At 72.0% G+C, this 14,984-nt stretch carries 11 protein-coding genes; 6 read left to right on the top strand and 5 right to left on the bottom strand.

Going from position 1 to position 14,984, the window contains the following annotated elements:
• The first annotated feature begins 231 nt into the window (after positions 1-231).
• A complete protein-coding gene (locus tag OG975_RS19810; protein WP_406330617.1) occupies positions 232-1,581 on the top strand; it encodes a sensor histidine kinase in 1,350 nt (449 codons plus the stop codon).
• A gap of 413 nt (positions 1,582-1,994) precedes the next feature.
• Here OG975_RS19810 and OG975_RS19805 read toward each other — a convergent pair whose 3' ends face one another.
• Complete coding sequence (locus tag OG975_RS19805) at positions 1,995-2,489, bottom strand: SUKH-3 domain-containing protein (protein ID WP_327435061.1); 495 nt, start codon at positions 2,487-2,489, stop codon at positions 1,995-1,997.
• Positions 2,490-2,560: 71 nt separating this feature from the next.
• Positions 2,561-3,064 carry a YwqJ-related putative deaminase gene (locus OG975_RS19800; protein ID WP_406330616.1) on the bottom strand — a complete coding sequence of 168 codons (504 nt, stop codon included), beginning with the start codon at positions 3,062-3,064 and terminating at the stop codon, positions 2,561-2,563.
• 229 nt (positions 3,065-3,293) lie between these two features.
• Between OG975_RS19800 and OG975_RS19795 the strand changes: the two genes are divergently transcribed.
• From OG975_RS19795 to OG975_RS19785, 3 genes are all read left to right on the top strand, one after another.
• Positions 3,294-4,325: an SMI1/KNR4 family protein gene (locus OG975_RS19795; RefSeq protein WP_406330615.1), complete on the top strand. Its 1,032-nt coding sequence runs from the start codon at positions 3,294-3,296 to the stop codon at positions 4,323-4,325.
• Positions 4,326-4,332: 7 nt separating this feature from the next.
• The gene (locus OG975_RS19790; RefSeq protein ID WP_406330614.1) at positions 4,333-7,506 is read left to right on the top strand and encodes an SUKH-4 family immunity protein; all 3,174 of its coding nucleotides are present in this window, start codon (positions 4,333-4,335) and stop codon (positions 7,504-7,506) included.
• Between the two features lie 325 nt (positions 7,507-7,831).
• Positions 7,832-8,719, top strand: a complete 888-nt coding sequence (locus OG975_RS19785) for a cellulose-binding protein (protein ID WP_406330613.1) — start codon at positions 7,832-7,834, stop codon at positions 8,717-8,719.
• A 217-nt stretch (positions 8,720-8,936) separates the two neighbouring features.
• Here the strand turns inward: OG975_RS19785 and OG975_RS19780 are convergent, their stop codons facing one another.
• Together OG975_RS19780 and OG975_RS19775 are read right to left on the bottom strand one after the other, a co-directional pair.
• Positions 8,937-10,571 carry a cation acetate symporter gene (locus OG975_RS19780; protein ID WP_406336357.1) on the bottom strand — a complete coding sequence of 545 codons (1,635 nt, stop codon included), beginning with the start codon at positions 10,569-10,571 and terminating at the stop codon, positions 8,937-8,939.
• Positions 10,572-10,648: 77 nt separating this feature from the next.
• Entirely contained in the window at positions 10,649-11,263 is a 615-nt protein-coding gene (locus OG975_RS19775; protein WP_406330612.1) for a DUF485 domain-containing protein, read from the bottom strand.
• 244 nt (positions 11,264-11,507) lie between these two features.
• Here OG975_RS19775 and OG975_RS19770 point away from each other — a divergent pair, with 244 nt between their 5' ends.
• The gene (locus OG975_RS19770) at positions 11,508-12,398 is read left to right on the top strand and encodes a LysR family transcriptional regulator (RefSeq protein ID WP_406330611.1); all 891 of its coding nucleotides are present in this window, start codon (positions 11,508-11,510) and stop codon (positions 12,396-12,398) included.
• An 81-nt stretch (positions 12,399-12,479) separates the two neighbouring features.
• The gene (locus OG975_RS19765) at positions 12,480-13,286 is read left to right on the top strand and encodes an SDR family oxidoreductase (protein ID WP_406330609.1); all 807 of its coding nucleotides are present in this window, start codon (positions 12,480-12,482) and stop codon (positions 13,284-13,286) included.
• Positions 13,287-13,338: 52 nt separating this feature from the next.
• Here OG975_RS19765 and OG975_RS19760 read toward each other — a convergent pair whose 3' ends face one another.
• A complete protein-coding gene (locus tag OG975_RS19760) occupies positions 13,339-14,835 on the bottom strand; it encodes an MFS transporter (RefSeq protein ID WP_406336356.1) in 1,497 nt (498 codons plus the stop codon).
• Between the last annotated feature and the right edge of the window lie 149 nt (positions 14,836-14,984).

Below are 14,984 nucleotides of genomic sequence, written 5' to 3'. Positions count from 1 at the left end.
AGATCGGCACCCTGGCGAACGTAGACCCCTCGAAATCCGGATGCTTGCCCTGTGTGTGGGCCAAAGGCATTCCGCCCGGGCGGAATGGAGGCTTCCGGGGTCGAACGGTGAGCGATTCAGCAGTTCGAGGGATACCGGCAGGTTTCGCTTCTGTTCGATTGCGGAGCGTGGTGTAGGCCAGTAGCCGAAACTCACCGGAAAAGGGGCGGGGGCCGACCGTAGGCTGGAGGCATGACCACGACGGGGGAAGAGCACACCGCGGCCGGGACCGGGCCGTGGTGGTGGGTCAGGTGGCGCAGTGCGGTGCTCGACGCGAGTCTGGCGCTGGCGTCGGCGGTCGAGTGCGCGGCCGAGGGGATTCGGTTCGCCCATGACGCGGGGCTGCCCGTTCCGGTGGGGGTGGGGTTCGGGGTTGTCGCCGGGTCCGTGCTGTTGCTGCGGCGGAAGTGGCCGATCGCTGTTGTGCTGGTGTCCATCGCCATCACGCCCGCCCAGATGGGGTACCTCATGGGCCTCGTCGGGCTGTACACGCTCGCCGCGTCCGAGCTGCCGCGGCGGATCATCGGGGCGCTGGCGGGGATGTCCTTCGCCGGGATGCTGATCGTGACGTTCGTGCGGGCGCATCAGGGTGTGGTGCGCGGGGACGTGACCATGGGGGACTGGTTCGTCCCCTTCGCTTCTCTGACGACCGCGATCGGGATGACGGCTCCGCCCGTTCTGCTCGGGCTGTACATGGGGGCGCGGCGGCGGCTGATGGAGAGCTTGCGGGAGCGGGCGGACTCGTTGGAGCGGGAGCTGATGCTGCTTGCCGAGCGGGCGGAGGAGCGGGCGGAGTGGGCGCGGAACGAGGAGCGGACGCGGATCGCTCGTGAGATGCATGACGTGGTCGCGCATCGGGTGAGTCTGATGGTGGTGCATGCGGCGGCGTTGCAGGCCGTGGCTCGGAAGGATCCCGAGAAGGCCGTGAGGAACGCGGCGCTGGTCGGGGACATGGGGCGGCAGGCGCTGACCGAGTTGCGGGAGATGTTGGGGGTTTTGCGTACGGGGGACGGGGCGGGGGCGGGGTCGGCGGTGCGGGTGCAGCCGGTGCCGTCTGTGCCGTCCGTGCCCTCTGTGCCGCTGGCGGCGGTGGGGGTGGCTGCCGCTGCGGCGGCGTCTCGGGCGGCCGGTGATTCCGGGTCCGCGGAGGGGCCGTGCCTTGCTGAGCTGGACGAGCTCATCGGGCAGTCGGCGGCTGCGGGGATGGTGGTTGATCTGTCGGTGGAGGGTGATGCGCGGGCCTATGCGCCGGAGGTCGAGCAGACGGCGTACCGCGTGGTGCAGGAGGCGTTGACGAACGTCCACAAGCACGCGGCGGGTGCGAAGACGCATGTCCGGCTGGCTCATCGGGTTTCCGAGATCGCGATGCAGGTGGAGAACGAGTGTCCGCCGGAGCCGGGGGCGGTGTCGTCGGTGCATCTGCCCAGTGGGGGGAACGGCCTGCTGGGGATGAAGGAGCGGGTTGCCGCGTTGGGGGGCGTGTTTGTGTCCGGGCCTACTGATGGGGGTGGGTTTCGGGTGTCTGCGGTGATCCCGACGTAGGCGCTCCGCTGGTGGGGCGGTTCGGCGGTTCGTCCGTTGTGGGTCGGGGCCGTGCCGGTACGTCCAGCCCGTCGCCGGTGGGCATTGCTGTTTGCTGCCATGGCATGAACTTGGCCATAACCACGTATGCGACGGGCTGGACGTACCGGCACGGCCCCTTCGCTGCGTCGCCGACTGCGCCGCCGTCTTGGCTGGGGGTGGGTGGGGCCCTGTGCGTCGCCGGGTGCGGGGTCGTGTTTTCAGGGGCGCGGGGAACTGCGCGACAAGCCCCCACCGTCCCGCGGCCGACGAACAACCCCGGTCTTTTCAGGGGCGCGGGGAACTGCGCAATCTTTTAGGGGGGGCTGGGGGCGCAGCCCCCAGGAACGGGATGGGACGGGTAGGGGCGGCGGGGGCGAAGGAAGTCTGTGGGGTCAGCCGGCGGTGAGGCGGGGCGGTTCTATGCCTGAGAGGAGGGTGGTGAGGGCGGTGTCGATGTCGGGGCCGAGGTACCAGTCGCCGGTGTGGTCGAGGGTGTAGACGCGCCCCTCGGCGTCGATGGCGAGGAGTGCGCGGGTGTCGGGCTCCTCGCCGAGAGGGCACACCTCGGTGTCCAGGGCGCGGCCGAGGTCCCCGAGGGTGCGGGCCATGTGGAGGCCGTGCAGGGGGTCGAGATGGAGGGCGGCAGGGGCGACCTGACGGCCGGGGCCCTGCGCGGTGACCCGGAGGCCGCCGAACTCCGCCCACGCTTCCACGGCCGCGGGGAACACCGAGTGCCGGTGCCCGGCCGGCGACGCGTGTCCGCGCAGCGCGTCGGCCCAGTACTCGGCCTGCTTTATGTCCCAGCGCCCGGGCTGCCATCCCGCGGAGCGCAGCGCGGCGTCCACGGGGACGGAGAAGCGTGTGGAGGAGGAGCGGTCGGCGTGCATCTGCCCTTCGTTCGTCGAGGGTTGGGACATCGGCGTGGCGGGACGCCGTCGTAGTCGTGCGTGAGTGGGTGTCAGGCGTCCGGGGCTGCCGGGTCGACGATGCGTACGCCGAAGTGGTCACTGAGTGCCGTGCAGGAGCGGCAGGGTGCGGCGAAGCTGCCGTGCAGGGGGTCGCCGTCCTCGCGGATGCGGCGGGCGGTGAGTTTGGCCTGCTTGAGTGCCTTGCGGGCCTCGCCGTTGGTCATCGGCTTGCGGGCGGCGCGTTTGCTACGGGCGGCGTCGACGGAGGCGATGTGCCGGGAGATGAGGATGGCCTCGGCGCAGCGGCCGGTGAAGCGGTCGCGCTGTGCGCTGGTGAGGGTGTCGAGGAAGTCCTGCACCAGCGGGTGGAGGGCAGGGGGCTGGTCGCCGCGGGCCGCTGTGCCGGTGAGGGTCGCGCCGCGTACGGAGAGGGCGGCGGCGACGGTGGGAAGTATGCCGTCGCGGCGGTGCAGGAGGGTGGGGGCATGGGGTGCCTCGGCGCTGCTCCAGCCGACCCGTGGGTCCCCGGACGTGCCCGTATGCGTCGCGTTCATGATCGTTCTTCCCTCCCATGCATCCCCCGGTGCGGAGACAGACTGCCAAATGGCGTGGCGGGTGCGGAAGCTGGGGCGGTGCGACACGCCCGGTCTTCGTCGTACCGTCACGGCGGGGTGACGGCAGGTCACGGAACCGGAGGCCCGGTGACCGGTGTCGTCCTACCGCATAGGCTGTCGACATCCACGATCCATACCGCTATTGAGAACGCCGCAGGGGGCAACCGCCATGACGACAGGTCGGCTCGGGCAGCAAGCCGCGCCGCCGAACGCGGCCTACGCCGGGCAGGTCGTGCATTTCCCGGATCCGGTCCGGGCCGCCCGCCACCCCAGAGGTGTGCGGATCGACGAGCACGGCTACCCCGACTTCTCGCTCTACGCGCGTGCCGCGGCGGAGATCGCCGAGCCCCCTGAGGGCTTCGGTGTCGACGAGTTGCGGTTGACCGACTATGTCTCGGCGAACGCCGCGCTGGCCGCCACCGGGCATGACTTGTGGGACACGATTCCGTCGGTGGCGACCCCGCACGGCTGGACCTGGCACCACGTGCCGGGGACGCGGCGGGTGGAGCTGGTGCCCGTCGAGGTGAAGGCGTTGCTGCGGCATCACGGCGGTATCGCGACCTCGGCTGTGGACCAGAACAAGCGGGGTACGCGGCCGTTGCAGGAGACGCGGCCCGCGCACTTCGGGCTGCCGAAGGCGTCGGTCGCGGTGACCGAGCAGCAGGTGCTGGGGGTCGAGGAGGATCTCGGCTATCGGCTGCCGGGTGCCTATCGGTCCTTCCTGAAGGCGGCGGGCGGGTGTGCGCCGGTCGGTGCCGCTCTCGATGCCGAGTTGGGGCTGCTGGTGGATCAGCCGTTCTTCACGGTGCGCGACGAGGCGGCCGTCAATGACCTCGTCTATGTCAACAAGTGCCTGCGCGACCATCTGACCAAGGACTACTTGGGTGTTGGTTTCGTCCAGGGCGGGTTGTTGGCCGTGAAGGTGAAGGGCGACTCGATCGGGTCGGTCTGGTTCTGCGCGTACGACGATGCCCGCGACCAGGACGCCTGGGCGCCGGCGGAGCGGGTGCAGCGGCTGTTGCTGCGCTGCGGTGACGACTTCGACCAGTTCCTGTCCCGGCTCGCGGGCAATCCGCCGGAGCTGGAGACGGTGGCGAACCTGATGGTGGACGGCGGCTTCGCGCGCGCCGTGCCCGTCTCTTCGGTGTCTTCGGTGTCTTCGGTGTCTTCAGTGTCTTCGACGTCCTCGGTGGGGGAGTGAACTTCCGATGGTGACCTTCGCGCAGGCGCAGGAGCGCGCGGAAGAGTGGATCAACGGGGATGTGCCCGGGTACCAGCATCGTGAGGTGCGGGTGCGCGAGTTCGAACTCGGATTCGTGGTGTGGGCCGAGGACCGTGTGGACGGTCCGCGCTCCGACGGGGGCGCGCAGCGGCTCGTCATCGCGCGGGACAGCGGTGAGGCCACACTGTGGCCCGCGCTGCCGGTGGGTGAGGTGATTCGCCGGTACGAGGAGGAGTACGGGGTACCGGACGCGTCCCCGGAACCGGCGCCGGCGCCTCCGGCCCGGGTCGACCTGAACCAGACGTCGTTCCTGTTGAGTCCCCCGGAGTGGCTGCAGGAGGCCGCGGACAAGTTGGGGATTCCGGATCGGCGGGCGGGTGCGGGCGCGTCCGACGGGGCTGGGTCTCGTCCGGCTGCCGCCGCTGCCGCTGCCGGTGCTGTTCCGGGCGGGGACGCGTCCTTGGGTGGCGGGTCCGTGAACGGGGCTTCCGGGAGCGGGAGTTCGGCGCCGGGTGTGCCTGGGCAGTCGGGGGCGCACGGGGTGCCTTCCGCGCCGGGTGTGCACGCTGCGCCTTCCGCGCCGGGTGCGCCTTCGGCTCCCGGTGGGGGTACGCCGTGGCCCGCGGCCGCGGCCGCCGACGAACCGGGCTCGGGTCCGCGGGACGCCGTGACGCCGGGTGTGCCCTCCGCGGCGACCCCGTGGGCGGGGACCGACACGAACGCCGACGCCGGTGACGACCGTTCGGTACCGCTTCCGGCGACCGTGTTCGCGCCGCCGCTCACCGATCTCGACGACGCCCACACCCCGCCGCCCGCCGCGACGCCGGACGCCAAGACCGCCCTGATGTCCGGGGGCAGCCAACTTCCGCGCACGGCGATGGCGCCCGCGGTCGACGGCCCGAACGCGCCGCTCCCGTCCGGCCCTTCGCAGGGGCCGGGTATGCAGGGTCCCGGTGCGCCTCAGGGCGCGACGCCGCCGGTCGCGCCCTCGTACGGCTATCCGCAGGGTCCCGGCGGTCCGCAGGGCACGCCGCCGCCGAGTGCGCCTTCGTACGGTTATCCGCAGGGGCCGGGTGGAGTGCCGGGTACGCCTCCGCCGGGTGCTCCGCAGGGTTCGGCTGTCCCTGGTACGCCTCCGCCGGGTGCGCCGGTTTCTGGTGGTGTGCAGGGCACGCCTCCGCCTGGTGCGCCCGCGTACGGGTTCCCGCAGGGGCCGGGTGGAGTGCCGGGTACGCCTCCGCCCGGCGCACCGCAGGTTCCGGGCGCCCCCGGCACACCTCCGCCCGCCGCACCCTCGCGCCCCCTGCCGCCCAACGCCGGTGACATCGCCGACGCCGCGACCAGCAAGGCGCAGGCGCCGCCTCGGGGGGCGCGCGGTGCTGGAGCGAGCGCGCCGCATCCGCCGAGCGCCCCCGGTGTGCCGGGTGCGCGGCCGGGGAGTACGCCGCCTCCGCCGTCCGGGCCCGGAGCTCCGGGCACCCCCGCGGGCGGGTACGTGCCGACACAGCTTGTCTCGCAGCTCGGTCCGGACGGACCCGAGGGGCTTGTGGGTGCGCCTTCCGCGCCCGGCGCACCGAGTGCGCCCGGGGCGCCCGGCGCTCCTGGTGCGCCCCAGCCTCCTGGTGGTACGCCTCCGGGTGGTGTTCACCATGCTGCGACGATGTTGGCGGGGCCTGCGGTGGGTGGGCCCGGCGCGCCGTTGCCGCCGGGCGCCCCGGGTATGCCTGGTGCGCCGGGCGCGCCCATGCCTCCGGGCGCTCCTGGTGTTCCCGGTGCGCCGGGTGTGCCTGGTGCTCCGGGGCAGGCCGGCGCGCCTGGTGCTCCTGGTGCGCCGCAGCCTCCTGGTGGTACGCCTCCGGGTGGTGTTCACCATGCTGCGACGATGTTGGCGGGGCCTGCGGTGGGTGGGCCCGGCGCGCCGTTGCCGCCGGGCGCCCCGGGTATGCCTGGTGCGCCGGGCGCTCCTGGTGCACCGCAGCCTCCGGGGGGTACGCCTTCGGGTGGTGTTCACCATGCCGCGACGATGCTGGCGGGGCCGCCCGTTGGCGGTCCCGGCGCGCCGCCGCCCCCGCAAGCCCCCGGTATGCCGATGGGCGCCCCCCAGCCGTTGCCGGGACAGCCCATGCCGGGGCAGCCGATGCCTCCCGGTCAGCAGCCGCCGGCGTACGGCTATCCGCAGGCGGGGCAGCCGACGGTCGGGCCCGGCTATCAGGCCGTACTGCGGTATCGCGCGCAGGACGGTTCGGAGCAGCAGTTGATTCGGCGTTCGGCGCCGGGTACGCCGCATCCGGAGTGGCAGATCCTGCATGAGCTGCGGGCGATGAATGTGCCGCCGCAGCAAGTGCTGGAGCTGCACACAGAGTTGGAGTCGTGTGAGCTGCCGGGCGCGTACTGTGCGCGGATGATCCGGGAGACGTGGCCGCAGGCGCGGATCACGAGCATCGCGCCGTACGGTACGGATCACGCGAGCCGTCAGCAGGGCATGCACCAACTGCTGGCGCACCAGGGTGAGTTGCATCAGGTGGCGGACGGGCCGGCGCGTCCGGCGCCGGTGCGGGCGCCGATTCCGCCGGTGCAGCCCGCGCCGCCGATCCCGCCGGAGGCGATCGGGCAGGAGATGGCGGCGGCGTTCGGGCCGGGGGTGTTCCGGTTCGACCAGGCGGCGGTGTCGCGGCAGGGTGTGCCGAACATCGTGGCGCACACGCTGGTGGTGGCCGGACTTCCGGTCGACATGGGGCCGTTCTTCTGGGCGCAGGCCCAGCCGGGACGTCCGGTGCCCACGCTTGCCGAGCTGGCGCAGGAGCGTGGGGTGCAGCCGGCCTCGGACGCGGGCTCGTACCTCGTCATGGGCAGCGACTTCGGCAAGGCGATCTGTGTGCAGTACGGCACGGCGAACATCGTGGCCGTGCCGGTGGAGGCGGGGCCGGGCGGTGCCCCGGTGGCGCCGCAGTTCGTGAACACGGGCCTGCCCGAGTTCGCGCGCTGCCTGGCCCTGCTCGGCCGTATGTGGCGGCTGCGCTTCGGGCTCAACCAGGAGCAGGCGGGCCGCTGGACCGTCGACTTCCAGGCCCAGCTCGCCTCCCTCGACCCGGCGGCGCTCGGTTCGCCGGAGAGCTGGTGGTCGGTCCTGCTGGAGCAGATGTGGGACGGGCTGCTGTAAGTCCGCCGGCATGAGTGGGCATAAGTAGGCAGACGTGTTGATGAGGCGCTCGACCTGTGTGACGGGTCGGGCGCCTCGTTCGTGTGGTCATGAGTGCGGGGATTCCCGGGCGGCGATGTCGTCGTGGTAGGGCCGTATGAAGGTCGAACGGTTCCCGTCGGTGGTGCCTCGCGACGGCGCGATTCCGGCTTCTGACCTCAAATGACTCATCCTTGGTCGGATGGATGGGCGGAGTGTCGCGTTATGAACACTTCCGTGTGATCCATCAGGATGTGCGCGAAATCATTCGTCATTTCGTGTGTGTCAGGTGGAGAGGGGTCCAAGGATGAGCAGCGCATCGATGTCGCCGCACGGCTTCATGGCCGTACGGGGGCGTGGTTACCGTCCCGAGCAGGTCGACGCATACGCCGCGGCGCTCTCCCGGGACCGCGACGCCGCGTGGGAGCGGGCCGCGCGGCTGACCGTGCTGGCCAAGGAGATGGACGCGGAGGCGGAGCGGCTGCGCGAGGTCGTGGCGCGGCTCGCTCCGCAGACGTACGAGAAGCTCGGGGAGCGTGCCCGGCGGATCTTCGAACTCGGCGAGGAGGAGGCCGCGTCCGTACGTGACACCGCGCGCGGCGAGGCCCAGCGGGTCGTCGACGAGGCGGAGGCGGCGGGGCGGCGGGTGCGAGAGGCCGCGCAGGCGTACGCCGACGAGGTGCGCGGCGACGCCGAGGAACGCGCCCGGCAGCGGATGCTCGCCGCCCGTGCCGAGGCCGACGAGGCGCGGATCTCGGCCCGCCGCGACATCAAGGAGAGCCGTGGGGAGGCGCTGGCCGCGTTGCGGGAGATGCGGCAGCGTACGGAGGGGCTGCTCGGTGAGCAGGAGAAGGAGTACGACGAGCGGTGGGCGGAGACGGAACGCGCGGCCGTCGAGCGGGAGGCCGCGCTCGACGCGCACCATGTCGAGCGGGCGGCGCGTGCCGAGGCGGGGCTGTCCGAGGCGGAGCGGGCGTTCGCCGAGGCGGAGGAGTCGGCTCGGCGGCGGCAGGAGGATGCCGTGGCGCGGGCGGGGGAAGTGCTGGTGGAGGCGCGGGTGCGCGAGGAGCGGATCGCTCGGGAGACTGAGCGGGTGTTGCGTGAGCACGGGGAGCGGTGGGACGACGTACGGGCACATATGGACCATGTACGGACGAGTCTCACCGCCCTGACGGGGCGCGCGCCCGCGGAGTAGGCGGCCGCCGGTGCCTTCGCCGCTCCGCGGCCCCGGACCCGCCCGCTCCGCGGCCCCGGACCCGCCCGCTCCGCGGCCCCGGACCCGCCCGCTCCGCGGGCCTTTCTTCGCCGCTCCGCGGCGAGCTTCCCGCCGGCCCACCCGTCTCGGTTGGCTGGATGGGACCCCGTTCCAAGTGCCGACTCGGTTCGCCGGGATCGCTCCGTCCAACTCCCCCTTAACTCCCTCTCCTCACCGCCCCCGCCAGAATCCACCCCTCCACCGCCTCGTACTGCCTCCTCTGCTCCTCCGCCTTCCGCCGCCCCGACGCCACCGTCCCCAGCCACCCGTACGCGAAGCCCAGCGGGATGGAGACGAGGCCCGTCGTGGTGAACGGGAACCAGTTGAAGTCGGCTTCGGGGAAGGCGGAGGTGGGGGAGCCGGAGACGAGGTTGGTGCCGGGCATGAGGAGGAGGACGGTGAGGGTGCCGCCGATGAGGGTGGCGAGGAGGCCGGTGCGGGTGTAGCGGCGCCAGAAGAGGCTGTAGACCAGCGCGGGCGCTATCGCGGAGGCGCCGAGGCAGAAGGAGAGGGTGGCCAGGGGCTGCAGGCTGCGGTGCTGGACGAGGGTGGCCAGGAGGATCGTCGGGGCGCCGACCGCCAGGGCGGAGAGGCGAGCCAGGAGCATCTCGCGCCGGGGGGACAGCTCGTCGTCGTGGCGGCGGGCCCGCAGCAGCCCGCTGTGGGCGAAGACGTCGTGGGCGAGGGAGTTGGCGCAGGCGAGGATCATCCCGGCGACCGAGGCCAGCAGCGTCAGGAAGATCGCCGTGGTGACGGTGGTGAACAGGAGGGTCTCGAACGTCGAGACGTCCGGACCGAACGCCGCACGCGAGCCCAGCAGATACGCCGTGTTGCCCTGCGGATCCGCGCCCGCGATCGTCCCACGCCCGATCAGCGCCGTGGCGCCGAAGCCGACGACCGTGATGACCAGCACGAACAGTGCCACGCACGGCACCGCCCAGGACATCGAGCGGCGCACCTGCCGGGCGCTGCCCGCCGTGTACATGCGCATGGTGACGTGGGGGAGACAGGCTCCGCCGAGCACGACGGTCATCTCCGAAGTGATCATGTCCAGGCGGGGGTTGGAGCCGCCCGCGAACTGGAGGCCCGAGTGGAGGAAGGCGGAGCCCACGCCGCTGTTCTGGGCTGCCGCGTCCAGCAGGGCGCCCGGGTTCCAGTCGAAGCGGCTGAGGACGAGTACGGCGACGACGGCGCCCGAACCGAGGAGCATCACGATCTTCAGGATCTGGATGAGGGCGGTGCCCTTCATGCCGCCGATCGCCGCGTAGCTGATCATCAGCGCGCCCAGCCCGATGACACACCCCGTCTTGAGGGAGTCGTTGGAGAAGCCGAGGATGAACGCCAACAGGTCCCCGGCGCCCGCCAGCTGGACCAGCATCAGCGGCAGCAGCGCGACGAGGGTCACCGCACACGCCGTGATGCGAACGGCGCGGCCCGGCATCCGTCGCGCGAGCGCGTCGCCCATGGTGAACCGGCCCGCGTTGCGCAGCGGTTCGGCCAGCAGGAACATCAGCAGCATGAGGGAGAGGGCCGTGCTGAGCGCCAGTACGACACCGTCGTAGCCGGCCAGCGCGATCACTCCGCCCGTGCCGAGCACGGTCGCCGCGGAGATGTAATCCCCGGCGATGGCAAGGCCGTTGCGCATTGGCGACAGCGATCCGTACCCCGTGTAGAACTCGTCCAGGTCGTCACGGTCGGGGCCGGTCATCACGCACAGCAGCAGCGTGATCGTGGCCACCGCCGTGAACGCCACCAGCGACATGGCCTGCGCGGAACTGCTGAACCCGGTCAGCCCGTTCAAGCCGGTCACCCCGTTCGAGCCGGCCAACTCGTTCAAGCCGCTCAAGCCGTTCAATCCGTTCGACCCCGTCATCGTGCCGCCTCCCGCTTCGCGTCCAGTTCGGCCTGCTTGCGGATCCGGTCCGCGATCGGGTCGACGCGCCGGCGCGCCGTGTACTCGTACAGCCCGATCGCCAGGCAGGTGACGGGCACTTGAAGCAGCCCGAGCAGCAGCCCGGTCGACAGCCCGCCGGACACTGTGCTCGTCATCAGCGCCGGCGCGAACGCCGACAGGAGGAGGAAGAGGGTGAAGTACCCGAGCGCGGTGAGCGTCGCCACGCGCCGCTGCCACCGGTACGCGCCGCGCAGGAGCCGGATGTCGCTGTGGTGCCCCAGCGCGTGGTGGCGCGGCAGGCGCTGTCTCGCGGGTTCGGGTGGCGGGGGTTGCCAGGGATAGGTGACGTAGGAGGGGGAGGAGCTGGTCGGGGACTCAGGGAACTCCGGCGACTCAGGGAACTCCGGGAACTCCGAGGAATCCGCGAACTGTGGGTACTGGTACGACGGTTGGTACGGCGGTGGGGACGGCGGGCGGTACGGCGGTGGTGATGAGGATCGGTACGACGGACTGTGCGGCGGTGGCGACGGGGATCGGTACGGCGGTGGGCGTGGTGGCTGGTACTCGGGGGACGAGAACGCGTCTGGCATCCCGTTTCTCCTTGCGTGGCTCGGGCCCGGTGCGGACCGCAGGGAGCTGGGGGGTGAGCAGCGCGCACGCTACTCGCAGGTAGCCGGGATGCGCGGCGCTTTCGCCAAACTGAGTGGTCGGTATGCGCTTACTTCTGTGACCTGGGGTGTTACCCGCGTTTACACTCATCCGCCCGCGTGGCTGAAGGGGTGCGATGTGCTGGTGGGGCAGCCGGGTCGAGCCGGGTCCTTCTACGATGATCCGGTGGAACTCCGGCAGATGCGGTACTTCGTGGCGGTCGCCCAGGAGCTTCACTTCGGGCGCGCGGCGGCGCGACTGCACATCTCGACGCCCACGCTCAGCCAGCAGATCAAGGCGGTGGAGCGTGAGGTCGGCGCGTCGCTGCTGATCCGGCACAGCCGCGGTGTCGACCTCACACCCGCCGGCCAGGTCCTGCTGCGCGCGGCCCAGGACGTGTTGCGCTCCGCGGAGGAGGCGCTGCGCGCGACCCGGCGTACGGCGGGTGTCGCCGCGCCGGTGCTGCGGCTCGGGCTGCTCAACGGGGTGCCGCCGTGGTTGCCCGCCCGGATCGAGGACGTACTGGCGGCCCGGGTGTCCGGCTGCCGGACGGTCATGACGGGCGGCACCACGGCCGCGCAGGTGCGGCTGCTCGACGCCGGTGAGGTCGACCTGGCGCTGCTGCGCTCCCCGGTGACCCTGCCCGCCGCCCTGCGGCAGACGCCGGTCGCCGAGGAGGAACTCGGGGTGCTGATGTCGGCCGGGCATCCGCTGACGGAGCGCGACACCCTCGACCTCGCCGATCTGGCGGGGCAGGAACTCATCCTGTTTCCCCGGGACTCGGCACCGGGCCTGCACGACCGGGTGCTGGAGACTCTGCGGTCCGGCGGCGCCGGCATCGCACTCAGCGACAGCGCGATGGGCCATGCGCAGCTGCGGTCGGCACTTCCGCTGCTCCCCGCCGCGATCGGGCTGAGCTCGGCGCGCGGGGCCGCCCTGCCCGACCTCGCGTGGCGGCCGTTGCGGGGGCGGCCGCTCGTGGTCGGATACGCCGCCGCCTGGCACTCCGAGAGCCGGGACCCGGCGGTGCACGCCGTCCTCGCGGCCCTGTCCGGCGGCCGGGTGGAACCCTCCTGACCAGTGGCGTTAGCCTGCGCCTCACGCCACTTCAGGAATACGACATGGACGCTCGGGCGACGCCGGTGATCTCCTGCGGGCATGTCTGCATCCGTACCCTCACCTGACGCCACACCCGATGTCACAGCTGACACCACGCCCGAACGCATCGTCATAGTCGGCGGCAGTTCCGGAATGGGCCTGGCCCTGGCCGAGAGCGCGCTCGCCGGTGGCGCCGACGTCACGATCGTCGGCCGGTCCCCGGAGCGACTCGCCGCGGCCGAACGGAAGTTGAGCGGGGGCGACCGGCGGTTGGGCGGGGGCGGCCGGCTGCGCGCGGTCGCCGCCGACATCACCAGCGAGCCCGACACCGAGCGGCTCTTCAAGACGGTCGGGGAGACGGTCGGCGCGATCGACCATGTCGTCCTCACCGCGGCCGACGCCACCGGCGCCTATCAGCCGATCACCTCCTTCGACCTGGAGGCGGGACGCCGGCTCGTCGACTCCAAGCTGTTCGGAGCCGTGCTGCTCGCCAAGTACGCCGCGCCGCACCTCACTTCGGGCGGATCGATCACCTTCACCTCGGGGATCGCCGCCTACCGTCCGGCCCCCGGCGGCTCGATGGTCGCCGCGGTCAACGGTGCCCTCGCCTCGCTGACGTACGCCCTCGCCCTGGAGCTCGCGCCGATCCGCGTGAACGCCCTGTCGCCGGGCTGGGTCGACACCCCCATCTGGGACACCATCGCCGGTGACGGGAAGCAGGCGCGGCTCGACGCGATGGCGCAGCGGCTGCCGGTCGGCCGGGTTGGTACGCCGCACGACATCGCCGAGGCCCTGCTGGCGCTGATGCACAACAGGTTCATCACCGCGACGGTGCTGCACGCGGACGGCGGCCACCGCCTCGTCTGAAGAGCCGTCCCAGCCATCGGGACCGCCCGGGCCATGACTCCCTCGGACTCCCTCAGTCCCCAGGGTTGTTGAGCACCGGAAAGCGGCGCGGTGCGACGAACAGCAGGACCAGGAAGGAGAGCGCGGCCGCGCAGGCGGCGCCCAGATAGACGGCGTGGACGGCGTCGGCGACCGCGTGGCGCAGATGTTCGGTGGGGACGCCCGAGTCCAGGGCGCGGGTCACCGAGTCGAGATCCCCGGCGCCGCCGAGCCGCGCGGCCAGCACCCCGTTGGCGACCGCGCCGAACAGGGCGGCGCCCATGGTCTGTCCGGTCTGGCGGCAGAAGAGGACGGACGCGGTGGTCGTGCCGCGTTCGGCCCAGCCGACGGTCGACTGGACGCCGATGAGCAGGGGGAGCTGGAACAGGCCCAGCGCGCCGCCCAGCAGGAGCATCAGCAGGGCGGGCTGCCACGGCTCGCCCGGATAGGGCAGGAAGGGGAAGGCGAGCAGGAGCAGGGTGGCCGTGCCGATGCCGAGCATCGCGGTGTTGCGGAAGCCGATGCGCCGGTACACGTGCTGGCTGAGCGCGGCGGACACCGGCCAGCTCAACGTCCATACGGAGAGGACGAATCCGGCGGCGATGGGGGCAAGGCCGAGGACCGCTTGCGCGTACGTGGGCAGGAAGACCGTGGGCGCGACCATGAGCAGGCCCAGCGCGCCGAGCGCCAGGTTCACTGCCGCGATCGTACGGCGGCGCCACACCCAGCCCGGGATGATCGGCTCGGCGGCCCACCGCTCGACCACCACGACGACCGCGACCAGGGCGAGTCCCGTACCGAACAGGGCGATCGAGGGCGCTGACAGCCAGTCCCAGGCGACGCCGCCCTGCACCAGTGCGGTGAGCAGGACGCCGCCGCAGGCGAAGACGGCGAGGGCGCCCGCCCAGTCGATCCGGGGGCGGTGAGTCGTCTCGCGTACGGGCTCGTGCAGATGGCGGGCGATCAGCCACAGCGCGAGCGCGCCGATCGGCAGATTGATGAGGAAGATCCACCGCCAGTCGGCGTACGCCGCGAGGACTCCGCCCAGCGCGGGACCCGCGACCGCCGAGGTCGCCCACACGGTGGACAGCTTGGCCTGGATCTTGGGGCGTTCCTTGAGCGGGTAGAGGTCGGCGGCGAGCGTCTGCACCGTGCCCTGGAGGGCGCCGCCGCCCAGGCCCTGCACGATGCGGAAGGCGATGAGCGCGGCCATGTTCCAGGCGGTGGCACAGAGCAGGGAGCCGGCGAGGAAGAGGGCGGCGCCCGCGACGAGGACCGGTTTGCGGCCGAAGGTGTCGGAGAGTTTGCCGTAGACGGGGAGCGTGACCGTCACGGCCAGCAGGTATCCCGAGAACAGCCAGGAGAAGACGGAGAAGCCGCCGAGGTCGCCGACGATCTGCGGTACGGCCGTCGAGACGATGGTGGAGTCGAGCGCGGCCAGCGCCATCGCGAGCATGAGGGCGGCGACGACGGCGCGGCGCCGGCGGGTGTCAGGTGACGCGCCGACCGTGCCCGTATCCGCTGCCTGTATACCGGTCTCCCCCTGGTCCACGAGATTCCTTCCCCCTGCATCTATCTGCCGAAGGCCACTCTCCCACTTGAGTCTCCCGCCGCGGGAGGGTGGACGCTCGGCGGGCTCAAGGGTGGAGGCGACCCCGAGAGGGACTCCTCCGAAGGGTG

The organism is Streptomyces sp. NBC_00203 (assembly GCF_045206325.1).
Taxonomy (GTDB): domain Bacteria; phylum Actinomycetota; class Actinomycetes; order Streptomycetales; family Streptomycetaceae; genus Streptomyces; species Streptomyces lutosisoli.
Note: the sequence above shows the minus strand (reverse complement) of the source record. Positions and strands in the feature narration are given on the sequence as shown.